25 protein-coding genes are annotated in these 25,515 nt (G+C 38.6%); 4 read left to right on the top strand and 21 right to left on the bottom strand.

Features of this window, described 5'->3' with window-relative positions; all coding sequences use genetic code 11:
* The first annotated feature begins 182 nt into the window (after positions 1 to 182).
* Both MY533_RS07140 and MY533_RS07135 read left to right on the top strand, forming a co-directional pair.
* Positions 183 to 677, top strand: a complete 495-nt coding sequence (locus MY533_RS07140) for a cytochrome c oxidase subunit II (protein WP_132359007.1) — start codon at positions 183 to 185, stop codon at positions 675 to 677.
* Positions 661 to 2,322 (top strand): b(o/a)3-type cytochrome-c oxidase subunit 1, encoded by a 1,662-nt coding sequence (locus tag MY533_RS07135; protein ID WP_248718538.1) that lies wholly within the window; start codon positions 661 to 663, stop codon positions 2,320 to 2,322. Before MY533_RS07140 ends, MY533_RS07135 begins: the two co-directional genes overlap by 17 nt.
* A gap of 115 nt (positions 2,323 to 2,437) precedes the next feature.
* Here the strand turns inward: MY533_RS07135 and MY533_RS07130 are convergent, their stop codons facing one another.
* From MY533_RS07130 to MY533_RS07115, 4 genes are all read right to left on the bottom strand, one after another.
* A complete protein-coding gene (locus MY533_RS07130) occupies positions 2,438 to 3,934 on the bottom strand; it encodes a carboxypeptidase M32 (RefSeq protein ID WP_248718537.1) in 1,497 nt (498 codons plus the stop codon).
* A 207-nt stretch (positions 3,935 to 4,141) separates the two neighbouring features.
* On the bottom strand, positions 4,142 to 4,582 hold the full coding sequence (locus MY533_RS07125) for a CcdC protein domain-containing protein (protein ID WP_248718536.1): 441 nt from the start codon (positions 4,580 to 4,582) through the stop codon (positions 4,142 to 4,144).
* 389 nt (positions 4,583 to 4,971) lie between these two features.
* Complete coding sequence (locus MY533_RS07120) at positions 4,972 to 5,976, bottom strand: serine hydrolase domain-containing protein (RefSeq protein ID WP_248718535.1); 1,005 nt, start codon at positions 5,974 to 5,976, stop codon at positions 4,972 to 4,974.
* Between the two features lie 24 nt (positions 5,977 to 6,000).
* A complete protein-coding gene (locus MY533_RS07115) occupies positions 6,001 to 6,825 on the bottom strand; it encodes a MerR family transcriptional regulator (protein ID WP_248718534.1) in 825 nt (274 codons plus the stop codon).
* A gap of 160 nt (positions 6,826 to 6,985) precedes the next feature.
* Here MY533_RS07115 and MY533_RS07110 point away from each other — a divergent pair, with 160 nt between their 5' ends.
* Both MY533_RS07110 and MY533_RS07105 read left to right on the top strand, forming a co-directional pair.
* A complete protein-coding gene (locus tag MY533_RS07110; protein WP_248718533.1) occupies positions 6,986 to 7,582 on the top strand; it encodes a TetR/AcrR family transcriptional regulator in 597 nt (198 codons plus the stop codon).
* A 63-nt stretch (positions 7,583 to 7,645) separates the two neighbouring features.
* Complete coding sequence (locus MY533_RS07105) at positions 7,646 to 8,788, top strand: MFS transporter (protein WP_248718532.1); 1,143 nt, start codon at positions 7,646 to 7,648, stop codon at positions 8,786 to 8,788.
* A 240-nt stretch (positions 8,789 to 9,028) separates the two neighbouring features.
* Here MY533_RS07105 and mdh read toward each other — a convergent pair whose 3' ends face one another.
* The 17 genes from mdh to MY533_RS07020 form a co-directional block, all read right to left on the bottom strand.
* Entirely contained in the window at positions 9,029 to 9,973 is a 945-nt protein-coding gene (gene mdh / locus MY533_RS07100) for a malate dehydrogenase (protein ID WP_132359025.1), read from the bottom strand.
* On the bottom strand, positions 9,970 to 10,329 hold the full coding sequence (locus tag MY533_RS07095; RefSeq protein WP_248718531.1) for a BMC domain-containing protein: 360 nt from the start codon (positions 10,327 to 10,329) through the stop codon (positions 9,970 to 9,972). The genes mdh and MY533_RS07095 overlap by 4 nt, the downstream gene beginning before the upstream one ends.
* A complete protein-coding gene (locus MY533_RS07090; RefSeq protein WP_132359031.1) occupies positions 10,322 to 10,606 on the bottom strand; it encodes a EutN/CcmL family microcompartment protein in 285 nt (94 codons plus the stop codon). The genes MY533_RS07095 and MY533_RS07090 overlap by 8 nt, the downstream gene beginning before the upstream one ends.
* A 33-nt stretch (positions 10,607 to 10,639) precedes the next feature.
* Entirely contained in the window at positions 10,640 to 11,506 is an 867-nt protein-coding gene (locus tag MY533_RS07085) for a phosphate propanoyltransferase (RefSeq protein WP_248718530.1), read from the bottom strand.
* A gap of 12 nt (positions 11,507 to 11,518) precedes the next feature.
* Positions 11,519 to 12,109 carry a phosphate propanoyltransferase gene (gene pduL / locus MY533_RS07080; protein ID WP_132359037.1) on the bottom strand — a complete coding sequence of 197 codons (591 nt, stop codon included), beginning with the start codon at positions 12,107 to 12,109 and terminating at the stop codon, positions 11,519 to 11,521.
* 674 nt (positions 12,110 to 12,783) lie between these two features.
* Entirely contained in the window at positions 12,784 to 13,062 is a 279-nt protein-coding gene (locus MY533_RS07075; protein WP_053482447.1) for a BMC domain-containing protein, read from the bottom strand.
* A gap of 16 nt (positions 13,063 to 13,078) precedes the next feature.
* Positions 13,079 to 14,569 (bottom strand): aldehyde dehydrogenase family protein, encoded by a 1,491-nt coding sequence (locus MY533_RS07070; protein WP_248718528.1) that lies wholly within the window; start codon positions 14,567 to 14,569, stop codon positions 13,079 to 13,081.
* A 15-nt stretch (positions 14,570 to 14,584) separates the two neighbouring features.
* Complete coding sequence (gene eutL / locus MY533_RS07065; RefSeq protein ID WP_248718527.1) at positions 14,585 to 15,235, bottom strand: ethanolamine utilization microcompartment protein EutL; 651 nt, start codon at positions 15,233 to 15,235, stop codon at positions 14,585 to 14,587.
* 10 nt (positions 15,236 to 15,245) lie between these two features.
* Positions 15,246 to 16,277 carry an ethanolamine ammonia-lyase subunit EutC gene (gene eutC / locus MY533_RS07060; protein ID WP_248718526.1) on the bottom strand — a complete coding sequence of 344 codons (1,032 nt, stop codon included), beginning with the start codon at positions 16,275 to 16,277 and terminating at the stop codon, positions 15,246 to 15,248.
* A gap of 9 nt (positions 16,278 to 16,286) precedes the next feature.
* Complete coding sequence (locus tag MY533_RS07055) at positions 16,287 to 17,657, bottom strand: ethanolamine ammonia-lyase subunit EutB (RefSeq protein WP_248718525.1); 1,371 nt, start codon at positions 17,655 to 17,657, stop codon at positions 16,287 to 16,289.
* 5 nt (positions 17,658 to 17,662) lie between these two features.
* Positions 17,663 to 19,087: an ethanolamine ammonia-lyase reactivating factor EutA gene (locus MY533_RS07050; RefSeq protein ID WP_248718524.1), complete on the bottom strand. Its 1,425-nt coding sequence runs from the start codon at positions 19,085 to 19,087 to the stop codon at positions 17,663 to 17,665.
* Position 19,088: 1 nt separating this feature from the next.
* Entirely contained in the window at positions 19,089 to 19,607 is a 519-nt protein-coding gene (locus MY533_RS07045) for a EutP/PduV family microcompartment system protein (RefSeq protein WP_248718523.1), read from the bottom strand.
* Positions 19,608 to 19,617: 10 nt separating this feature from the next.
* Complete coding sequence (gene eutS, locus MY533_RS07040) at positions 19,618 to 19,959, bottom strand: ethanolamine utilization microcompartment protein EutS (RefSeq protein ID WP_024363381.1); 342 nt, start codon at positions 19,957 to 19,959, stop codon at positions 19,618 to 19,620.
* On the bottom strand, positions 19,956 to 21,218 hold the full coding sequence (gene eutH, locus MY533_RS07035; protein ID WP_248718522.1) for an ethanolamine utilization protein EutH: 1,263 nt from the start codon (positions 21,216 to 21,218) through the stop codon (positions 19,956 to 19,958). Before eutH ends, eutS begins: the two co-directional genes overlap by 4 nt.
* 92 nt (positions 21,219 to 21,310) lie before the next feature.
* Complete coding sequence (locus tag MY533_RS07030) at positions 21,311 to 21,889, bottom strand: ANTAR domain-containing response regulator (RefSeq protein WP_132359062.1); 579 nt, start codon at positions 21,887 to 21,889, stop codon at positions 21,311 to 21,313.
* Complete coding sequence (locus MY533_RS07025; RefSeq protein WP_248718521.1) at positions 21,882 to 23,312, bottom strand: sensor histidine kinase; 1,431 nt, start codon at positions 23,310 to 23,312, stop codon at positions 21,882 to 21,884. Before MY533_RS07025 ends, MY533_RS07030 begins: the two co-directional genes overlap by 8 nt.
* Positions 23,313 to 23,569: 257 nt before the next feature.
* Entirely contained in the window at positions 23,570 to 25,477 is a 1,908-nt protein-coding gene (locus MY533_RS07020; protein WP_248718520.1) for an ATP-dependent DNA helicase, read from the bottom strand.
* Positions 25,478 to 25,515 lie beyond the last annotated feature (38 nt).

Genomic DNA, 25,515 nt, shown 5'->3' with positions numbered 1-25,515 from the left:
CGGATTTTTCAGCGAGCATTCAAACGCCCGCTGAAAGAAGTTAAAGCCTCCGGCGGATATCACGGAATCGTTTGTGCAAGCACAAAGCTGATTTCAGAAGCATTGTTTATCTGCGCGAAAGCGTAGCGACAGCGGCAATTATGCCGAGGCATAATGATTCTACTAAGAAAGGACTGAGACATATGCACTTACATAAGTATGAAAAATATTGGCTTGTGTTTGGAGTTACTACTTTAGTAGCATTCCTTATCATTCTAGGCATCGGTGCATTCCATCAAGGCTCACATCCGAACAATGGTAAAAAAACACTAGATTATGAGAAAGTAAGAGAATTTGCACCCTTCGATAACCCGGGTGTACATAAAGTAGAAGGTAAAGATTGGGATTACGAAGTAGTTGTTTTAGCATCAGCATTTAACTACAATCCTCCAGAAATTGAAGTGCCACTTGGAGCTAAAGTGAAATTTATTGCAACGAGTGCAGATGTAATGCACGGTTTTGAAGTTGCAGGTACAAATATTAATATGATGCTTGAACCAGGTTACATTTCTGAATATGTAACTACAGTAAATAAAGAAGGCGAGTTTTTAATCGTATGTAATGAATACTGTGGTACAGGACATACGATGATGCACTCTATGCTAAAGGTGGTGAAACCAAATGAGTCTCAACAATAATTTGACAAAAGTGGATCGTCGTGATGCGAAGCTTGCGATGGCACATATTTATGTGGCATTCATCGCATTGTTATTAGGGGGTCTTGCTGGTTTATTACAAGTTTTCGTTCGTTCTGGTCAATTTACATTACCAGCAGGCATTGGGTACTATCAAGTTTTAACCGTACATGGTGTTTTACTCGGTCTTATTTTAACAACATTCTTTATTTTTGGTTTCCAAATTGCTAGTGTAAGCCGTACGTCAGGGACTTTTTCAGACGGTCAACGTCGCCTTGGCTGGATCGGCTTCTGGTTAATGACTATCGGTACAGCAGCAGCTGCAACAATGGTTCTACTTAATGAGGCATCTGTTTTATATACATTCTATGCTCCATTGAAAGCTCACTGGATATTCTATTTTGGCCTAACATTAGTCGTTGTTGGTTCTTGGGTTGGCGGCGCGGGTCAAATATTACGCTATACACAGTGGCGTAAAGAAAACAAGGGAAGCGGACAACGAAGCCCATTACTATCATTTATGGTTGTTGTCAATAATTTAATGTGGTTTGTAGCAACTCTAGGTGTAGCTGCTTCTGTTCTATTCCAGTTACTACCATGGTCCCTAGGTTTTGTTGAACGTGTCGACATAGCACTATCCCGTACATTATTCTGGTATTTCGGTCATGCGCTTGTTTATTTCTGGTTATTACCAGCATATATGGTTTGGTATGTTGTTATTCCGAAGGTTATTGGCGGGAAAATTTTCTCTGACTCTTTAGCAAGACTGTCATTTATGCTATTCTTAATTTTCTCTGTACCAGTTGGGATTCATCACCAATTAACAGAGCCTGGTATTACTGGTACATGGAAATTCATACAAGTTGTTTTAACATTTGCCGTAATCGTACCATCCTTAATGACTGCCTTTTCGATGTTTGCCATGTTTGAATTACGTGGTCGCGAATTAGGTGGGAAAGGTCTTTATGGCTGGTTCAAAAAGTTACCATGGAAAGATGCTCGTTTCTTCGTACCATTTATCGGTATGCTAGCGTTTATTCCTGGTGGCGCTGGCGGTATCATCAATGCTTCTTACCAAATGAACCAATTAATCCATAATACTATTTGGGTTACAGGGCATTTCCATTTAACAATTGCAACAACAGCCGTTTTAACTTATTTCGGTGCAGCATTTTGGTTAATTCCATATTTAACAGGTCGTACATTGACTAAATCTTTAAACAATCTTGGTAATTTTGCCGCTATTTTATGGGCAACTGGTATGACAATTATGTCTTCCGCTATGCATATCGCAGGTCTGTTCGGTGCACCTCGTCGATCTGATTACTCTGAGTATGGCGGTGCTCAACAAGCATATGATTGGATTCCTTATCAAATCGCTCAAGCTGTCGGTGGTACAATACTGTTCATCGCTATCATCATCATACTTTATATTGTGGTGAAATTAGCATGGTTTGCACCAAAAGGCGAAGAGGAATTCCCAGTTGGTGAAGTACATGAAAATGGTGGTACTACTCCAGCTATTCTAGAGAACTTTAAAGTATGGCTTGTTATTTTAGTAGCATTAATTTTATTCGCTTACACTATTCCAATTATCGATATTATTTCTAATTCCCCTCCAGGCTCTAAAGGCTATAAACTTTGGTAACAATGTTTTGCATCTTCTAAAAAAAGCGATTTCTCTAGCTGAGAAATCGCTTTTTACTTTGTTTTTCGATATTATGAAAAGCGATTCCTCTACTACAGAGAAATCGCTTTGTCCTTTAGAGCTGATACAGCTTTGTATACTTTTCTTGTAAATAGTTTGCTAAGTATTTTGCATTTAGGCCTTCCCCTGTTGCTTCCTGTAGCAATTCGAACGGCTTCTTCAGCGCGCCGTATTGATGGACTTTGTCTGTTAACCACTCTCGAATTGGTAGGAGCTCTCCCTTTTTTAACAGCTCATCAAAATTTGGAAGATCTTTATCCATTGCATGCTTCCATTGTGCAGCGTAAATCATTCCTAAAGCATAGGATGGGAAATAGCCAAACATGCCACCTGACCAGTGCATATCTTGTAGTACCCCTTTTGCATCTGTGTCAGGACGAATGCCTAAATATTCTTCGTATTTATCATTCCATACTTCCGGAAGATCTTTCGCTTGAAGATCGCCATTGAATAAATCACGTTCAATTTCATAGCGAATCATAATATGTAGTGGATACGTTAACTCATCTGCTTCAATACGAATAAACGATGGCTCCACCATATTAATTGCTTGCAGGAATTCAGCTAATGCTACATCCCCAAATTGCTCAGGTGAATACTTTTGAAGTCGCGCGTAGTTATGCTCCCAGAACTTTTCGTTTCTACCTACAAAATTTTCATAAAATAAAGATTGGGACTCATGTATGCCCATAGATGTACCTGTTGCTAACGGTAAACCATCAAGCTTGACATCGATATTTTGCTCATACATAGCATGTCCACACTCATGGATAGTTCCAAAAATTGCTGAGCGGAAATCACTTTCATCATATTTCGTTGTAATACGATTATCTCCATGATTTAAGCCAATCATAAATGGATGCACACTTTCATCTAAGCGACCTGCATCAAAATCATAGCCAAGTTGTGCTAACATTTCTAATGATAATGCACGCTGAGATTCACGAGGGAAATGCTTAAATAAAATACTTGTATCTGGTTTATTTGGTGAAGCTGCAATCTTGTGCACAAGCGAAACGATTGTTTCACGTAATTCATTAAAAACTTGATCTAAAACATCAGTCGTCATATCCGGTTCATATAAATCTAGTAATGTATTGTACGGAGAACCGTTTTTAATCCCCCAATATTGAATGAATTTCTTCTGCCAGCTTATCATTTCCTCTAGATAAGGTAGGAATAACGCAAAATTATTCGTCGCTTTTGCTTCTTCCCATGCTGTTTCCGCTTTAGATTGTAAAATGACAAATGTCTTATATTCATCAGCCGGAATTTTTTTATTTTGATCGTACTCTTTACGTACTTCCTCAACTAAACGCAGCGTAACATAATCAAGATCTGCCTTTTGCCCCTCTAGATCTGTTAGTAATTGCCCTAACTCTTCACTAGTTTGCATGTCAAATAAGGAGGCAGATAATGTTCCAACTACCTCTGAGCGCTGAGCTAATCCCTTCTTAGGTGCACCCGTGCGCATATCCCAATAAATCACACTTAATGCTTCTCCGTAGTGCTTAATTTTTTTTACATAGTCAGTAAATTGTTGTACGGTCATGCTAACATCCTCCTTTTCACGCTACTAGTTTATCATATTTTCGAAAATTTTGTATATTATGGACTTTATAGTATTTTTTATAGGAATAGTAACTGTTCACAGTTTTATTTCTACAAAACTATTCCATTGCGAATAGCGTATACAACCGCTCTCGTTCGATCAACTGCACCAAAGATAGGAAAAGAAATGTTTTAAAATCCATATTTTTCATCCAGTAAGTTGTTTGTATCTCCTATAAATAATAAACCGACGAGCACAGACACTACCAAGCGGTATAAACATAAGAGCATTCGTTAAGGATATGACAGCATGCTCTTTTCCCCATTTTACTGCAAGTAGGCGCAATATAAGAATTCCTAGAAATACAATAACTCCAGCGATAGAGCTTTGTGTAGTTACGATTCCTCTTTCATGATGAACACGGATCTTTTCTAATTTTCCTCTCCAAATTCCGATACCTATGCCAATTGTTAAACAAATGAAGTACAACATATAGCTTCTCGGTGATAATTTATCTGAACTCAAAATAGAAGTACACGTAATCCCAATTAACAAAATTGGTAGTATCCACATTCTAGTTGGTCTAACTTTTTTCTCCCTTAACATAAGAAGAATCATGACTATAAGGACAACCAAGTAGCTACTCATTTCTTCCCTCTCTTTTTAATAAATTATTAGTAAAAGTAGAATATCATTATGGCTCGGCAGAAGGCTTTAGGTCAATACGAAGTGGGTCACTCAGTTATTGCCACAAGACATAGCATATTTAGACTCAGTTCCTCTATTTCAGAGTATGTTTGAACACCTGCTCCAAAAGTAACTTAAAACAGTATTCTTCTTTACCCCAATAGAGGTAGTAGATTTCTGCTGTCACTTGCATTTTCCCTGATAATAAAAAAAACCTCCCCGTTAGGAATGTAAAAGACTTTCGCCACCTTTTCATTTCTACTCGGAGAGGATTAACTAAATTGTAAGATTGGTTTAAGTAGATGTTATTTTGATAACTTATATATCTACTTTTATGTACAATAGAAAAATTATAAGACCGCTGGGATTATATAGTCTTTTATTAATGGCCATCTATCTCGTGGATTCATAATGAATTGTGAACTAATTGCTACAATCATATTCATGTTTGGTATACAACAAATCATATTGCCCCCATCCCCTATTGCTGAAAAGGTAGAAAGTCCATCTTCTTGCCGTAGCCACCATAAATAACCGTAATTGTTATGATTCATCTCCGTTGATTTACGAACCCATGCCTCCGAGAGAATCCTTTTATAATCCCAAATACCATTGTTTAAATAAAGGTAGCCAAATCGTGCCATATCACGTGTAGTTAATGTTAGCCCCCATCCGCCTGTCGAATGACCGTTTGGATCATGGACCCACCCCTTAACGTTTTTTCCGAATAAATCATCAAACCCATATGCGTCCATTTGATAGTCTGGAATTTCTTTCATGCCTAGCGGTGTAAACAAATGTTCATTCGCGAACGCTCGTGCACTTTTGCCTGTACTTTCAGTAAGAATAGCTGACAATAAATGTGCTCCAGCTGAAGAGTATTTAAACGCACCTAAATCCCCATTTTCACCTATTATATCAAGTGTATATTTTATCCAATCCTGCTGTTGACAAAGAATATCTAGCGGTTCATGCCAATCTTCATATGGATATGGTACTGTCATCATGAGAAGATGTCGTATAGTAATCTGTTGTTTCTGCTTATTAGCATCCGCAATATATTTAGGGAAAAAATCTAACACCTTTTCTTCAACGCTTTTAATATATCCTTTATCGATAGCGATGCCTATAAGTGCAGAAAGTACACTTTTCGTTACAGATGCTACATGTTGACAATCATCAGGACTTTTCCCATTAAAATATTTCTCATATGCTAAATTACCATTTTTAATGATAACAATACCATTTATATTGTTATAATCACTTTTTATCGTGCGCTCTAGCTCGGAAAGCTTTTCATTGTTCATATATATGCTTTTAGGCTTTACCGTGTGCCAATTTATTGTTGTTTGCATAAGAACCTCCTAATGGTCGTTTTGTCATTTTTTCTTTACAGGAAAATATACCTCAGTCATATAATCCTCAGGAGAGTTTGCTTGATTTGGATCTGTTACATATATTTCATATGGTGGCAATATCAATTCATAACCCTCGACTTCAATCCACTTCATCAAATTAGCATAGACAGATGTTAATTCAGGGTATGCTCCTTTTAAAACAGATTTCGCACAGAGACTACCAGGCAAATCTCTCGTTCCTTTAACAGACTCAGCTATTGGAATAGCGAACTCAGTATCATTACCAGTAGGGTTAAATTCAGGGCTGTGGTAAATCGTCATCGGCTTACCGAGTACAGTGAGCTGCTCCGTCGCAATCTTTTCATATAGCTTGCTAAAATAGTTACCGTATCCTGATGAATAGTCAGCACTACTCATTATTAGACGCTTAAAAAGAATATTTATTGGCTTTGTTTCAACCAGCTGTACTTCGATATCGTCAAGGTACGACATGATTGGCATCCCCTTTTCTAAGTTTGCAATATCATGACTTAGTTGTTTTACAAGATATTCAAAAGCCTTTAGTTTTTCTTGCATCTCATTTCTTTTATGCTTAAGCGCAGAAAAAAGCATTTCTTCGGATTGATCCTCTTCTAATTCCAACATTGCTTTAATTTCTTCAAGAGAAAAATGATAGGATTTTAAACGGTTGATATAAAGCATCCTTTTTAGTTGATCGATGGAATAATACCTATAACCGCTTTCAGCATTAATCTCATCTGGGTTAATTAATCCAATTTCATCGTAATATCGAAGTGTTTTTGTCGAGACACCACATATTTTTGAGAATTCTCCTATTGATAGCACAAAACCACCTCACTTATTAATTTGTTACTTGCTACCATTCCTTTATACACCTTCCCCTTAGGGCAAAGTCAATCAAGACCTTTGCTTTATTCTAAAATCTTTATTGACCGTTTAGTACAAAAAAAGATATTCTAGTAATGTAAATGAGAGGAGGATCAATTTGAATAAACGAGGCAGACCCCGAGAGTTTGATTATTCCTCAATTGTAGATGTCGCCATGAAAACTTTTTGGATAAGAGGGTATGAGGGGTGTTCTACACAGGATTTATGTAATGATACTGGACTTGGGAAAGGAAGCTTATACAATACTTTTGGTAGTAAACATGAACTATATCAACAAGTATTAGAACGCTATCATGAGTTTGGAATTAAAAAACAGCAGCAATTGTTAAATGCTCCAACTGCATTAAAAGAACGGGTAAGTAATTTTTTCGAATGGGCATTAAAGGAGGATTTTGAGAATATTGATCAAAAAGGTTGTTTGTTAATCAATGCCAGTGTGGAAAGAGCTAAGAATGACGAAATGGTTCAAGAAATTTTCTCAAGGCATGTTGAGCTCCTTAGACAAGCTATTGAAAAAGTAATGGAGGAAGGATTGCAAACTGGCGAAATTTCAAAAAATCAAACAGCCGAGGAATTAGCTAGTCTATTTTTAAGCAGTTATTACGGGTTTCGTGTTCTTAATGTTTCGATGCAAAATCGGATGTTGTCTGAGCAGATTATGAACGGAACATTAGAATCTATTTTTGGCGCTTAGTGCGCTCTTTTTTAGCACCATTTTTGTACCGAACGTTACAATAATAAAATTAGGAGTGTTTTTATGCCATCAATTATTTATTTACTAGCTTTAGCAATTTTTTGTATGACTACTTCAGAATTTATGGTTGCAGGTATGATGAACGAACTTGCCCTTGCATTTCAAGTTCCTATATCTTCAATCGGGTATTTAATTACCACTTATGCAGGAGCAATGGTAGTAGGAGGACCTATTTTAACTGCAGCCCTTCTACGAATACGCAGTAAACAAGCCTTATTATTTTTAATGTTTGTATTTTTAATCGGCCAATCGCTCGGAGCTATTGCTTGGAACTATGATAGTATGATGGTTTCACGAATTATTACTGGTATTGCTTCATCTTCAGCATTTGGTGTTGCCATTTCCTTTTCCGCAACATTGGTTCCCTCTAATTCAAGGGGAAAAGCTGCCTCTATAGTACTTGCAGGTTTAATGATTGCAACAGTCATAGGCTTACCTATAACAACGATTATCTCGCAAAACTTCGGCTGGCGTATTAGTTTTGGGTTTGTTTCTATTCTCGTACTAGTTTCCGGGATTATGATTCAGTCGTTACTACCATCAGTGCCAAACAAAGAACGATTAAAATGGAAAGATGAGCTTATGCACTTTAAGAACATTCATCTTTGGGCAGCGTACATAACAAGTATGTTTATTATAGGTGGTACGTTTGCAGCGTTCAGTTATTTTACGCCTATCTTCACAAATATCACAGGCTTTTCAAACGCAAGCATTCCCTATTTACTTGCTCTCTACGGTAGTGCAACAGTAGTTGGGAATATAGTGTTTGGCAAGTTTGCTGATAAATATACAACGGAAACACTTTTGAGTGGATTGATTATGTTAATCGTAGCCATGTCTTCATTTGCTTTAGGAGCTGAAAATAAATACATTGCCGTTATTATGACTATTTTTATTGGCTTGACTGGTGTTGCAATGAACCCAGCTATGGTAGCGAGAGTGATGAAAACAGCTACTAATAGCACGATGATCAATACCATTCATAGTTCTTTTATTACGCTTGGTGTTGTTATCGGTTCATCACTAGGCGGTCTAGGTATTAGTAAGGGATATGGCTATACATCCCCACTATGGATTGGCGTTTGTTTAGCTACCTTTGGATTACTATCAATATTCCCTTATTTACATAAAAGAAAGGAACATTAATGTTTCTGCATTGTGAAGCCGAGCAACTTGTCTGTACCCGATAAAATAGGAACTATCGCATTTGGAATAAGCAATCAAAAGAAGCTCTCCTCATCATTTTCATGATCAAGGAAAGCTTCTTACTTTTATATAAATTAGGGGAAATTTTACTAGCTTTTAAGTGTAATGTTCGGTTTCCAATCAAACATTTTTAAACGCTAAATTTTATAACAATAAATATATAGTTGGGGATCCTACATATTAAATGTTTTGACAAATTGTTAATACTTGTTTGACGGCTTCTGCCGATTGATGGAGCGCCGCTTTTTCTTCATTCGTCAAGTGTAATTCAATAACTGACTCAATGCCATTGCCTCCTAATATTGTCGGCACTCCTAAAAATAATTCGTGGTAACCATACTCTCCTTCTAAAAGAGCGATAGAAGGAATTATTTTACGTTGATCTTTCATAATAATTTCGACCATCTGTGCACAGGCAGCAGCTGGCGCATAATAAGCACTACCATTGCCTAACAAACTAACAATTTCTCCGCCACCTTTACGAGTACGTTCTACGATTAGTTGCAGTCTGTCTTGTGGAATCAATTTTTCTAATGGGATCCCTCCAGCATAGGAATATCGAATTAAAGGAACCATTTCGTCACCATGTCCACCTAAGACGAATCCTGATACATCCTCCGGTGCAATTTGCAATTCTTGTGCCACAAATGTATTAAAACGTGCTGTATCTAACACACCTGATTGACCAATGATACGATTTTTCGGAAAGCCTGTTTCCTTATAGCAAACATAGGTCATGGCATCGACTGGATTGCTTAATATAAGGACTATGCTGTTCGGGGCATACTGTTTTATTTGTCTAGATACTTGTTGAATAATTTTTGCATTCGTCGTCACTAAATCATCTCGGCTCATGCCTGGTTTACGAGGAATACCAGCTGTAATAATGACAATATTTGCTCCAGCAATATCCTCATAATTGCTCGTTCCTTTAATAGAAACATTAAATTTTTCTATTGGTCCTGTTTGTAATAAATCTAGCGCCTTTCCTTTTGTCGGATTCTCCGCTTCTGGAATATCTAACAGGACAACATCTCCTAGCTCTTTTTGTGCCAAAAATAAGCTTAAAGTTGCACCAGTATGACCAGCACCAATTACAGCAATTTTACTTTTTCGAAATGTCATTTTTCATCACCTCGATTGTCAGTGGCTGCTGCTTCCGTCGTTTTTTTAGCTCGTGTGGCTGCTATTGGCTTTTTCTTCGGTACTTCCGGTCCTTTAATCATCTGAAAAACCTCTTCATCTGGTCTTGGAATTACGTGAGCACCTAATAGTTCTCCAACACGCTTAGCCGCCTCTTTCCCAGCATCTACAGCTGCTTGAACGGATCCAACATCACCTTTAACTACCACAGTAACGATGCCACCATCAACAAATTCTTGTTTGACAATGGTCACATCTGCCGCCTTTATCATCGCGTCTGCTGCCTCATAAGAACCAACTAATCCTTTCGTCTCAATCATTCCTATTGCGCTACCCATTTTCCTCACCTCGCATCACTTCCGTAGAATCAATAATACCTATAACGACAGCATCGATAGGCAATGGATTTTCTTTCATAATATATCGGGATGATCCACCACTTGTAATGAGCACATCATCTCCAATTCCTGCCCCGATACGGTCAGCTGCTACAATCTCTGTTCGAATCGGCTGTTGATTAGAATCGATTGGTTGAATAATTAATAATTTTAAGCCATTCAACCCTTCTTCTTTACGTGTTGCCCATACACTACCGATAACTCTTCCCATCTGCATGAACTTCACCTCTTTATCCCGTATGGACTATAATTAGTCAGCGCGAATTGTTAACGTCTTATTGAGCTCTCGTATTTTGTCATAAGCCAATGCCGTCACAATGGTTTTCTTCGGAACAACAATTTCCTGTGCTTCTATTTCAAGCACTTCTACTTGTGAAAGCAGTTTCTTATCAAATAGATAGCTTAACGGTTTTTCAGCTTGACTGACGATTGGCGGAAGTTCTTTGACGTTTATTTTTTCCTTCGCTTGAGCATTGACAATTTCTGCGAATGCACCCTGTTGAATTAAACCTGCATTTGCCTCATCAGTATCGATATGCATCTCCAATCGATAACGCTCTGAAACGCGAATCATTACATTTGATAAAATAATCGGTCTTATACCTTCTACTTTAATTTGTACCGATTGTCCGTCCGCTACTTGGAACCGAGCACTGTCAGTCGGTGACATATGAATATGTGCTTGTGCTATAATGAGTCCCTCATTTAGCACGACACTGCCCTTTGGACCAATAAGTGTAACGGGACTAGAGCCTTTAATATCTCCTGATACCCTTAAAGGTGGCTTAACCCCTAATTTCATCGCGTCTGTCCAACTAATTTCTACTTGAGATAATGAACGAGCTGGACCTAAAATGCGTACTCGTTCAATGGATCCCTTCGGACCAGCAATAACAACCGTTTCCTCAGCAGCAAACTGTCCTGGTTGTGAAAGCTCAAACTTAGGTGTTAATTGATAGTTTTCACCAAAAAGCTGCTCCACTTCCGTTTGAGCAAGATGTACATGTCGCGCTGATACACCGACAGGAATTTTTCCGTCATGATGAGAGGAAGGCTGATTTTTTAAAACTTGCTGTAACACTTCTTCAACAATTTTTCGGATTAAATTTTCCTGCATCTAACCTCCTCCTTATGTCAATGATCTGATTATTTTTCCTTCGGCTTGCTGTTCAATAAAGCCAGCATTTGCTTCATCTGTATCGATATGCATCTCTAAACTAAACTCGTTTGATACACGAACTACAACCCCACGAAATGTCACAGGTCGCTCACTATCAACTTCAACAGATACTAATTCATTATTTCGTACGTCCAATGCTAACGCATCTTCTTCCGTCATATGAATATGTGCCTGTGCAATAATGACTCCCTGCTTGATGAGTATTTCTTGTTCTTGATTAATTAATTTGATGCCGGCTGAACTTTCGATATCACCCGATTGTCTCAAAGGAGGGGTTAATCCTAATTTCATTGCATCTGTTCGACTAATTTCCACCTGTGTCGCCGCTCTTACTGGACCTAATACACGAACATTGTGAAGAACACCTTTTGGTCCCTCAATAGAGACACGCTCTTTGGCTGCAAACTGCCCCGGCTGCGAAAGATCAAAATCCTTCGTTAGCGTCGCATTTGGACCAAAAAGTGCCTGCAAATCCTCTTCACTGACATGTATATGACGAGCTGAAATGGCCACAGGAAATGTTTTTGTTGCTGTATTCAAGTTAGCCACCTCTATATCTATTTCGCTATATTGTTATTGAAAATGAAGCAGGATGAAGCGCAACTTAATGTGTAACATCCTGCCCTTTCCTTTATGATGTTCTGTTCTTTCCGTCGCTTCGGGCTTTCTTTCCGTCGCTTCGGCTCTTCTTTCCGTCGCTTTGACTTCTTTCCGTCACTCCGAGGATTACTTCCGTCACTCCGGGCTTTCTATCCGTCGCTTCGGTCTTTTTTTCCGTCACTTCGGCTCTTCTTTCCGTCGCTTTGATTTCTTTCCGTCACTCTGGGGATTCTTTCCGTCGCTTCGGCTCTTCTTTCCGTCACTCCGAGGATTCTTTCCGTCGCTTTGACTTCCTTCCGTCACTCCGAGGATTCTTTCCGTCGCTTCGGCTCTTCTTTCCGTCGCTTTGACTTCCTTCGTCACTCCGAGGATTCTTTCCGTCGCTTCGGGCTTTCTTTCCGTCGCTTCGGCCTTTCTTTCCGTCGCTGCGGCTCTTCTTTCCGTCGCTTCCGTCTTTCTTTCCGTCGCTTTGACTTCCTTACGTCTCTCTGAGGATTCCTTCCGTCACTCCGAGAATCCTTTCCGTCGTTTCGATCTTTCTATCCGTCGCTTCGAACCCTCTTTCCGTCACTTCGACTCTTCTATCCGTCGCCCTTGTCCGGATTGACATAAAATTAAGCCTCTGCTTTTGGTAAAATTAATTCTAATTCATGATGTGGGCGTGGGATTACATGAACTGATAGAAGTTCTCCAACACGTTGGGCCGCTGCTGCACCTGCATCAGTAGCTGCTTTTACTGCGCCTACATCACCACGAACTAATACAGTGACAATACCGCCACCAACATGTACTTTTCCTACTAAATTAACACTAGCAGCCTTCACCATTGCATCTGCTGCTTCAATTGCTCCTACTAAACCTTTTGTTTCTACCATTCCTAATGCTGTACTCATTTGTCATTCCTCCAAATTATTTATTTTGTAATGTTATTTGTTTTAATACTTGATCAACAATTTGTTGAACTACTGCTGTATCCAAAGATGGATCGTGTGCCTTGATATTGTCTACTACTGGTTTTGCTAAAAATTCTGGTTTTGGCACTTCTACATCTTTAATGCCATAAGCCATGCGTTTAATATTCAATAAATGTCTTGCTGTAATGTTATCGGACGTAATATTGCCACCAAAAGTACCACACCCTAATGTAAAGGATGGTGCCAATCCAGTAGTTCCACCAACTGCGCCGATGGATGATAATGTATTAACAACAATTCTAGACACCGGTAATTCCACTGAAAACTGCTCAGCCAAAGCTGTATTTTCTGTATGAATCGAGCATGTATGCCCGCGTCCACCTATGTTTAGTAAATCAATCATTACCTGTTTTGCCTCCGTACTGTCCTCGACAGTGTATAACGCAAAAATCGGTGATAGTTTTTCCAGTGAAAATGGAATGTTCTTGCCAATCATCGTTTCCATACCAACTAGTACTTTTGTATCTTCCGGCACGGTAATACCGATAGAATCTGCTAAGCAAGCTGCTGACTTCCCTACAATTTGAGGATTTACCTTCCCAGGGACTGGAGAAATCAGCTTCTCCATCTTCACCTTCTCTTCATCACTCAAAATATAAGCATTATTTTTCTTAAGCTCTGTTAACACTTGCTCTGCGATGACTTTATCTACGATAATTGATTGTTCTGTAGCACAAATTGTGCCGTTATCAAAAGACTTACTTTGCACAAGCTGGCGAACGGATTTGGATATATTCGCCGATTTTTCAATGTAAGCTGGAACATTTCCTGGTCCTACACCGTAAGCAGGTTTGCCCGAACTATAGGCTGCTTTTACTAGAGCACCGCCACCAGTCGCTAAAATTAAGTGAATATCTGGGTGCTTCATTAATTGCTGCGTAGCTTCCATAGAAGACATTGTTAAACAATGTAGCAATCCAGCAGGTGCTCCAGCTTGTTCTGCAGCTACTCTACAAATCTCTAAAGCTTCCTTTGTACAATCGACCGCATATGGGTGTGGGCTTAGTACGAGACCATTTCTAGTTTTCAATGAGATAAGTGTTTTAAAGATTGCTGTTGATGTTGGATTTGTTGTTGGTACGATGCCAGCGATGACTCCAAACGGACTGGCAATCTCTGTCACTTTCTTCATTCGATCGAAACCAACGACACCAACAGTCTTTAAATCTTTAATATCTTCATAAACATCTCTAGAGGCTACCTCATTTTTCATTTTTTTATGATTAGGTATGCCCATCCCTGTTTCCTGAACGGCCATATTTGCCAAACGTTCTGCCTCTTTAAATGCAGCATCTGCAACAGCCTTAACGATATGATCTACTTGCTGCTGTGAATACTGCATATAAGCAGCCTGGGCAATATTGGCATGTCTCACCGCGTCTCTCATTTCTTGAATTGCTAATAAATCTTTATCTAGTGTGGCCACTAAAGCCCCTCCTTTCTAAACAACTGGGTTTCTCGCTAAATTTTCAATAGCTTCTCTAAAAGCATTTGCAGCAGCTTGGCAGGAAGATTGGCTACCACTTAATAAACCGCCACCGAAATTGGTTTCAGATGGTGGACCAAAGAAAACCTTTAGTTCTACATCTGCCGCCTTTAATGCCGCATCTAAACCGACTACAGCCTCAAGGGGCGGTGCTATTAAATAAGCAAGGGCTGTTCCAACCTTAACGTTGGCTAGCTCAGCCAGATACGTACCACAGCTCGCTACAGTATGCGCAAAAAGAGCGTGGCTTTCATTTTGAAGAATGGCTTCAAAATACGTATCAAACTGAATTTTCTGCTGAATCGCATCAAAACCACTGCGTATTTCATCCGGCGAGCTACCAGCAATGATGCCAATGACCTCACCAGATAATGGACCAGATGCATGTGCCGCTCCAGCATAAAAGCTTTTCGCATAAACAACATCAACATCTGCTTTTTTCGTCGCCTCGTCCAACGCTACATATCCAACATCATCTATTGTTAGCGTTACGAGGCCAATGCTATTGTGATATGGCTTTAAGTCTAATTGCTCTGCTAATTCATTATTCACTCTTGGAATGATTTGCATCGCCAAAATTTCTGCCATAAGTTTTTGAGGATTCATTGTTTGCCCCCTAACCTTCTTTTGCCACAAGACTTACTCCACTTGCCTTGTAATGCAATATTTTTTGAACGACCGTTCCTATATAAGCACCTGCCTCTAATGGTGGGATACCACCTTTATGAATGTTCGAAACGACCATTCGATCCGCTTCTACTGTGCCAATTCTAGGTTGATAGCATATATAGGAACTCATAGACTCAGCCGATACAAGTCCAGGGCGCTCACCGATTAAATAAACAATCACTTCTGCTTGTAAAAGCTCCCCAATTTCATCCATAAGAGCAACACGCCCTTTATCAATATAGAACGTAGTTCCTATTTCAATATTTAAATTGCGAAGACTTTGCTGTAATGCTAAGTAAACGTCTTGCACATTTTCTTCAATCGCACTTGCACTTAATCCGTTAGAAATAATGATTTGTACTTTTGGATTTTTTGTACATTTAGCTTGAATAAGTGTCTTTGCTTCTTCTGATAAACGACGACCTAAATCTGGTCTAGTAATGTATTCTTCTTTATCTGATACTCTTGTTGTTACTTGAAAGACTTCCAGCTTTTGTAGTAGCTCTTCTGTCACTTCTCCATATACCGCATCTACTGCCGCTGCATGATCGAGTCGGAACTTTAGCCAAGTTTTTGTTTTAGGCCTTGTCCCAGCTCTGCCAACACCAATCCTTGCTGGTGTATGCTTTTTTGCAGCTTTAACACTTTCAGACACTTCATCCTCTTCAAATTTAAATTCTGTGATAGGTACTGAAGTATATGTCGATTCATCATTACTTCCACTGTAATACGATTGTTCATCATTACTTGATTCAGTATGATAAAGCTTAATTAATGGTTCATTTGATTGTTCTATTGTGCTTGGGCTTGCTACTTCATCAGTACCATTAGCATTAGCTACCGTATTGTTTAACTTAATAAGTGTTTCCTTTTGGTTTTCTGTTGGCACAGCTGTGTCATGAGAAGACTTTTCTGACGCATTATTGCCCATCTTTTCCATAACGAGCTGTGTAATCATCGATACTAATTGTTCATTCAATGGATTCACCTACCTTTCAAATATAGATAAATCGCCGGCTCTTGCAGATAGACGACCATTTTCATAGATGCCCATTTTTTCTAACCACGCTAGATATTCAGGAGCTGGTTTTTTACCAAACGTTTGAAGTAATGTTGCGACATCATGGAAACTCATGGACTGATAGTTCAGCATGACATCGTCGCCCATAGCGGCAGCGATAATAAAGTTGACACCAGCTGCTGTTAGCAAAACACTTAAATCTTCAATATCATTTTGGTCTGCCTTAATATGGTTTGTGTAACAAATATCTACGCCCATTGGGAGACCGTGCATTTTACCCATGAAATGATCTTCAAGGCCAGCACGTATTACCTGTTTGTTGTTGTATAAATACTCAGGTCCAATAAAGCCAACAACCGTGTTCACAATATACGGATTAAAATGTCTAGCAAAACCGTAATTGCGCGATTCAAGTGTTACTTGGTCAATACCCATATGGGCCTCAGCAGATAACTCCGAACCTTGTCCTGTTTCAAAATAGAATAAGTTCGGACCTGTTCCTGTTCCGTGCTTTTTCACAAGCTCTTCTGCTTCTCTTATTAGGTCAGCAGAAATGCCGAACGAGCGATTGGCAATTTCTGTTCCAGCAATACTTTGGAAAATCATATCGGCTGGCGCCCCTTGTTTAATGGCTTTCATCTGTGTTGTAATATGTGCTAACACACAGTTTTGTGTAGGAATTGACCAATCATTGATAAACTCCTTTGTGGCATGCAATACTTTTTTTACACTTTCAACTGAGTCATCAACTGGGTTAATACCTATGACTGCATCGCCAATGCCATAGGACAATCCTTCTTTTAAGGAGGCAATAATACCGTCGATATTGTCTGTTGGGTGATTTGGCTGCAATCTCGAGGAAAGTGTGCCCTTTTGCCCAATCGTAATATTGCAAGTCGACAGTATTTCTACTTTATTGGCAGCATGGACAAGATCTAAGTTGGACATTAGCTTTGTTACGGCCGCAATAATTTCTGAATTCATGCCCTTGCTTAAGCGTTTTAATTCCCGATCGCCTGTTTCATTGGATAAAATGTATTCTCTTAATTGTTCGATACGCCAGTTTTTAATTTCTTCATAAATTTGCTCATTAATATCACCTTCAATAATGCGTGATACTTCATCATTTTCAGAAGGAACTAGTGGATTTTCTCTTATATCCTTCACTAATAGCTCACTTAAAACGGCCTTGGCCGCAATTCGTTGCTGTACAGATTCAGCCGCAATCCCCGCTAGCTGATCACCTGATTTTTCTTCATTGGCCTTAGCCATTACATCCTTTAATGACTTAAAATTATATTTTTCTCCACCAAATATCACCGATAGATTCACATTCATCCTCCTTACTTTGAGTGGAAAGCAAGTGTTTTTACGACGATTGGGACAACACCTGACGGCAGTACTTGCCCAATGTCAATATAATCACCTGTTTCTACTTTGATTTGATCGATGCAAATGATAGGAACTGTTTGATTGATCGCTTGTATCGTTTGCCCAATAACTTTTGCATAATCTGATTGAATGACTATGATAATTGGTATTTCCTTGGAGCTTCTCGTCGCTAAATGCTTCAAAATAGCCTTACATAATACATAAACATCCTGAAAGCTTAAATATGGTAACTGACTAAAATAGAGTGCAAACGGCGAGCGATTCTCCTGGGTAGAAAATAGAGCATCGGCTCGTTCAATGGCTTTTTTCACCGCATCGTCGAATTCTTTGCTGTGCGTATCTATATGGCAATTGAAAACAGGTACATTTTTTAAAGGTAATACTTCCGCATCTACTTGAATCGTTGCACCACTGATCTCGGTTGTTTGCGTCCCCGCACCCGTCACTGTTGCCCTTGCTGTTTCCTCAGGTTTTAGCCATAAAAAGGATTGTAGCTGTTCATGCTCTAAAAGCTTTTTTGCCAACCTTTCACCGATATCATCATACTGACGATTTGTACATTCATTTTCATAAATACAGGCAGCTACCCCACCGGAAAAAACGAGTGCATCAATCGGATTACCCCAAGTTGGCAAATGTCCTAGCAATAAAGGATGCCGTTCGTCTGTTAATTGTCCGCTTAGCGTCATCGCTACTATATCCGCCATTTCCTGGATTAATTGTGTAACATGTACATCCTCTGCTGAATCACCAACCTTTAATGGCTTTGGCCATCTCTCCATTAGTTTCATAATGGGTGGCGAAATTGATTGAACAAGGCCATTCTGAAATTCTATAAGTCTTCCACCGACATGCAATGTACACGTACCCATTACTTCGCCAAACTGCATTACCGCAATATTTGCAGTACCACCGCCGATATCGATGTTAGCGATAACTTTGGCAGTATTTTTTGATTGCTGTAATGTACCTGCTCCTTTTGCTGCAATGATGCCTTCCAAATCGGGTCCAGCAGTTGCAACTAAAAAGTGTCCGGCTGTATCTGCAATCGCATGAACAACCTCGCTGGCATTTTCCTTCGTGGCAGATTCGCCTGTAATAATAATGGCACCTGTTGAAATATCTGCTGGTGCAATTTGGGCCAATTGATATTGCTGAAAAATAAATTGCTCGATTTTTTCCATATCGATAATTTCTTTATTGATAAACGGTGTTTTAATAATAGGACTTTGATGGAGAACTGTTTTTTCAATAATTTCTATACGGGGCACATGCGTTAAACCTGCAACGTTTTTCAATAGAAAACTACTGACCACCATCTTTGTTGTACTTGTACCAATATCAATGCCTGCACTATAAATTTTTTCTGTCTTCAACTTACTCTCCCCTCTCGCCACTTAAGGGACAATACATGAGATAAGGACTGTCACGATCCTTTACAAACTGACGAATTTCTTCGTCAGAATGGAGCTGAATAAGTGGCGCAATAAACTCAATACCAAGCTTTTGCCACGAAGAGGTTTTCACAATCGGACCATGCGTCATGACATTTTGTAATAACGCTTTTGCTCTTTCTACATCTGCATGTGGTGCATCAATTTTTGTGATAACACCAATTTGGTATTTAGGAATTCCTAAGCTAAATTGCGGAGGAAAAACACTCTTTGATGAGGTGGCATCCTGCAAATAAATCACATGTGTCACTTCAAGCGATGTTGCCATAATGTTTCTGTAATACATCGGATTTTCTATATATTCTCCGGGTGTATCAACTATCCAGTCATCATAAACGAGCGCCTGTGTTTTATTGGCTTGTCTATCTTTCCCCAATAACGCATTCATCAGCGTCGACTTACCTGCTTGCACACCACCTATAATCATTACTCGGTTTTTCATATGGCACATCCTATGACTTCGTTATTTTTGATGGCGTATAGCCTAGCATCTCTGATAGAAAACGATTAATCTCTAACATCGCCATTTCAACCTCAGATACACTTCCAACAATAACGAGACTGCCAGTAAATCGATCTAGAAATCCTAGTTTTACATTGGCTGCCTTTGTCGCTAAATCTCCTGCGATAATCACCGTCTCACTCGGTGTACATGTCATGATGCCCAGTGCACCTGCTTCTTGAATGCCCAGCTTTTGAAACATATCAGGATCAGGATTTGCTATTAGATGACTCAATGTTAGTTGCTTACCTGGTACAAATTCTTGAATAAACCGTTTCTTTTCTTCACTCACACGTCATCACCTCTTTCAACATTGTTATCTGTTAAATATTCACCTTCTTTAATAATGCCTGCTTTACGATCCTCTTGTTCTAGCCTTAGAGCCGTTGGAACAGATAGCTTGTAAGCTAAAATAATAGCGATCACACCAGCTAAAAACTTACCAGCAATAACAGGTAAAATAATTGTCGGCTGGAAATTAGCCGTAAACGATAAATGGTCTCCTAGAAGGAATGCTGAACAGACTCCAAAAGCAATGTTAATAACTTTATCTTTAGGTGGCATATGTCGAACGAGTGTAAACATGGCTAAAATATTAGCAATTGTCGCTAAAATACCTGCGCTACCTACTGATGATAAGCCTAATTTTCCTCCTACTGCTTCTAGAGGTTTCGATGCATATTTTCTAATTAAGTACACCATTGGGAATGCTCCCGCTAGCATAATACCGATATACCCAGCGGTTTCTAATGCTCGGAATTGATCGACTTTGTCTGCCATGATTGGATCAAAGCCCCATGCACCGAAAATCTTTGTAAAAATACCTGTAAAAATTTCTACAATCGAGAACACTAGTACTAGCTTGATAGCAGCATCCATCACGCGTCCAAAAATCATGAAGCCTTTGATCATGCCGTTTGGAACTAGCTTGAGACCTAACGCGATTAACACTACGAAAATAAATAAAGGCAATAAATTGATTAATATTTGTAAAACTGAAATGGCAAAAACATATGTTGGTTCCGCTGTTGTACTAATCACTTCACGAACATCTGTATTAAATGTCACAATCATGATGGAAGAAATAAATGCTCCAATCGGAATTGTTAAAACCCCCGCCATAATACCTAAAGCCATATATTTATGATCTCGCTTATCTAACATGGCAAGTCCCATCGGAATAGAGAACACGATTGTTGCGCCTGACATAAATCCGACAACTAGAGCCATCACCCATCCTTCATACGACTCTTTTAACGCATTCGCTAATTGGTATCCTCCCATGTCCGAGGCTAAAATTGTCGTTGCTGCAATAGCTGGATCAGCACCAATCATTTCAAAAATCGGACTAATAAAATGACTTATAAACCACGTTAAGTAAGGTATAGCAGCCATGATCCCTGCAGCAGGTACAAAAATATGTCCAACCGTATGAATACCATTCATAAACTCTTTCCCGATTCCATATTCAGCATCCCGAATTGCTCCGATTGCTCCTAAAACTGCACAAATCATAATAATATAAACGATAACCGTTCCTATCATTGCCATCCTTCTCATCACCCCTTTAGTTTTGCTAAAAAATTTTGTTATTATAAAAAAAAGACGCATTAAAGAGGAAATCTCTTTAAAGCGTCTTTGCTTTAACTATTTACTTGTAATGAATTGATAATGCGCCTTGCAATAAGCACCATTTCCTGTTGGGTCTGCATACTCTCATTGCGAATTTTTTTATAAGCCTCGTCCTCACTAAGGTTTTCTGACTGCATGAGCAAACCTTTTGCTCGTTCGATTATTTTTCGCTTTTCTAATTCTGTCTGTTTATACAGCAATTCCCCGTTTAAACGGTTGAACTTATCAATCTGGTGAAATGCCACCTCCAACGCCGGAAGGACATTCTTCTCAGAAAACGGTTTCATAACATAGCCTAAAATATTGTCCTGCTTCATGTACAGCAACAATTCTTTTTCACTATAAGCTGATATAAATAGCACCGGTATACCGAGTTGCTGTTCAATAATTTTGCTTGCTTTTAAACCATCCAGCTTTGGCATTTTAATGTCCATTAAAATTAACTGTGGCTTATGTGTAAAAGCCAACTCAATGGCTGATTCTCCATTATTCGCTTGTGCTACCACTTCGTAGCCGTTATCCTCTAGCATAAACTTCAAATCAATTGCAATAAGCGACTCATCTTCGACAATCATAACTTTCCTAGTCATTTAAGATAAATACCTCCTCACTTACAGGGAACTGAATATGAGTATGTGTACCTTGTTCGCTAGGGATAATTGAAAATGTGCCAGCTAGATCATATTCAACAAGCCTTGTAATAATCTCCATTCCAAATGATGCTTTCACCTCTTGCATTCCAACGCCGTTGTCAGAAATATAAAGTGAAATAGAAAAAGCATCCTGTTGAAATTGAATATCGATTGTACCCTCCTCACGACCAATAAAAGCATATTTCAGTGCATTTTGCAGTAGCTCACAAATGATTAATGCGAGCGAAACAGCTTTTTTAGAATGACAAAATAACTGTACATTATCGTCATGAAAGGTTAATTGAATAGATGATGTGTTGGATGTCCCAACCATTTTATGTCCAATTTTTTTAGACAATGCGATAACGTCTACTTTCTCTTCAGCGTTATCCTCATTTTCTAAAATAAGTTCATAAACAGATGAAATACTATATATTCGGTTTAATGCCTCTTGAAATGCACTTGCACTAGAAGCTGACAAGTCATTTCTCATTTGCAGGCGCAATAGACTTGAAACGGTCTGTAAATTATTTTTCACGCGGTGGTGAATTTCTCGTATAGCAAATGTTTTCATCATTAGTTCATTTTCTTTCAGCTTTAGCTCTGTAAGATCGTGAATAATGAGGAGTGTCACTTTATCGTTTTGATCACGAATAGGAATTTTCTTTACAATAAAGGATTTACGATCAATCGTAATTTCTAAGAAAAAGACATCATCGCCCTTATCATAGACCTCCTGTAAAAAAGGTAAAATCTTATTCAATGCAACATTGTCAAAACGTTCTAGCCCTGATAGTTCCGATATAAATCGGTGACCCGCAGGATTGCTATAGATCACCTTGTTTTCATGATTTGTGAGAATAATGGATTCTACGAGCAAATCAGAAACTACTGGAATCGGTTGAGAATTTGGCTCTACAATATGCTCAATTAATGCAAAAGGCATATGTCGAAAATCATCTATTGGTGTTGTTTGCACTTCCACCTTTTTTTCCTGGATTAACACTGCAATCACCTGTTGTTGGTCATTAAAGAGAGGGACAACGTTTTGTTCAACCGTTATACCTTCCTGTGTGATTGCCCGAGTAATTGATGATTTTTCTTTATTTTTAAACGCAGCAAATACTGCTGGTTCGAAGCTTTCAAATACAAATTTGCCAATTACAGATTTTTCGTATAAGCCACTTTTTGTTTTTGGGAAAGCCTCTGCCACAACAATTGCATGTGGTAAGTTTTCCAGCATACAATCTATGAACATATAACAATCTGTCAACTCAGCATAATACGATAATGTAGCTTCTATTTCTATTAACTTTTCTACATCTGTTGCAGACAAGCTCGTATATTTTTGGCACACCGATTGAATGTTCGACAGGCTCAACCCCCCTATCACGGAAAAACCAAATGTTGATTTTGATTATTCTTAAAATTTCTTGTCATCATTATAAACCTTTTGCAAAATTATTTTCAATATAAAAAATAATTTATTTTAATAATTTTCGTTGCATTACAAAGAACTATATAGCTTAAAAGAGAAATATTCAACACTTTTTTCAATTTCATCATTATCTTGCGATAGAATTATTATTTTAATATACAAAAAAAGCGAGCTTGCATCAGATGCAAACTCGCTTTTTTCTACTTAATTTCTGGTGTAACGGCTAATATATTTTCAAATGTTTCACGTTGCTTAGCTTCTTCTTCATTTAACAAAATATGAATATCTCCATGGTCATTTGAAGTACGAATTAAACGCCCCATTCCTTGCTGTAAACGAAGTTGCATAAACGGTAATTCCACTTCTTCATATGGATTTTCAGCAAATGTACGTTTCGCATCAAATAATGGATCATGTGGAGGGAAAGGCAAATCATAAATAATAACTCGTGTTAATGCCTCCTCTGGCAAATCTAGACCTTCCCATAAATGATAGGAGCATAATGTTTTGATCGTACCTTCTTGGAAATCACGCACAATTCCTGATAGTTCACGGTCCCCCTCAAACGCTACATACATCCGTTCCATAAGAGGTAACTCTGCTTTGAAATCTAACATCGCTTGTTTTGATTTAAATAAAATTAATGTTTTTTCTCCGTCATGTAATAACTGTTGAACACGCGCCGTTTTCCCTTTTTGTGATAGCTCATGTAAATAAATTCGCATAACTTCTTCATAATCGAATGGTGATGGAACAGAAAATGATTGATAATCACGAATTCCTAAGCTATAAGCAATATAGGAAAAATCTTTGTTGACTGATAATGTTGCTGAAGAGAATATTATTGGAAGTTTTTTAGAGAATAATTTTTCTGCTAAAACTTCTGTGATGAGGCGCGGCATAATTACGAGCGTTTCCTCTCCATCAGTTTCCTCTAACCAATCGACTGCATCTCCCTGCGCTATGAAAATACGTAAGGATGCCTCGTATTGTTCTAAATACTCCTCTGCCATATTTAATTCATATTCTGGAATCATATACATTTCAGATTCAAAGACAAATTCCTCGAGTAATGTTTCAACATCAGCAATAAGTTGTTTACCGTATTTCAATAAATTTGGCGATTTATTAATACGTTTACGCTCTTCTTCAGAAGCTACTAGATCATCTCGTAGCTGGTCAAAAAATAACTCATGGTCATCTTGTAATTTTTCCATCGCATATAATGTACGTTCTCGCACACCATCTACCATTAAACGCTCTAACAATGTAACAATTGTTGTCGCCTGTACTTTATACGTCATTGCTTTTTGTGCGGCATATTCTAATAAATGGCCTTCATCTAGTACAATCATTGACACTTCAGGCAATAAAGCTAATTGCCCTTCACGTTCACGAGATTCCTTTGTAGCTAAATGTTCCATTAAAAAATCTTGTGAACAAATAATGAGATCCGCCGATTTACGATAATGTGCACGATGTAATGTTTGACCACATCGATTACGTAGCTCACATACAGAACACTGCATAATCGAGTTGTAGTTTACTTTTTGCCAATCTTCATCACTAACTGTTGGATAATCACTACGCTCACCATAAGGTTGTATAGCAATCATCGAGCCCTGTGCATATACGCCATCAGGTATAGAAAACGCAATATCGTCGATCCATTCATCGGACACCACTTTTTCAGCTTCCTCAAAACGCTTTAAACATAAATATTGATCTCGTGACTTTGCTAAGCGAACATCAATTTCAAGACCTAATGTTTTTTGTAGCTTATAAATATCGCCGCCCTCTTTTACTAGCTGATCGATTAATGTTTCATCAGCACATGCGATCAGGGCTGGTTTTCCAGTATAACGTGCATAGGATACAGCTGGTAGTAAATAGGCAATTGTTTTTCCAGTTCCTACACCTGCCTCAGCAAAAAGCACGTTTTTCTCTTTTAAAGCTTGCTCAATTTGATATGCCATAAAAATTTGTTCATCACGGCATTCAAAGCCCTTTTCTGGTAATTCATCGTAAAGGACGTCCCCCATCCAGTCACCTAATGACTCAAAAAATGAGCGGTCCTTCGTTAATACAAATGGTAAAGATTTACGCAATTGACGTTCCCCCTCTAACTATCTGCTCCTATTATACG

Source organism: Lysinibacillus sp. Ag94 (assembly GCF_023242215.1).
Lineage (GTDB): Bacteria > Bacillota > Bacilli > Bacillales_A > Planococcaceae > Lysinibacillus.
This window is presented reverse-complemented; position numbering and strand designations above follow the sequence as displayed.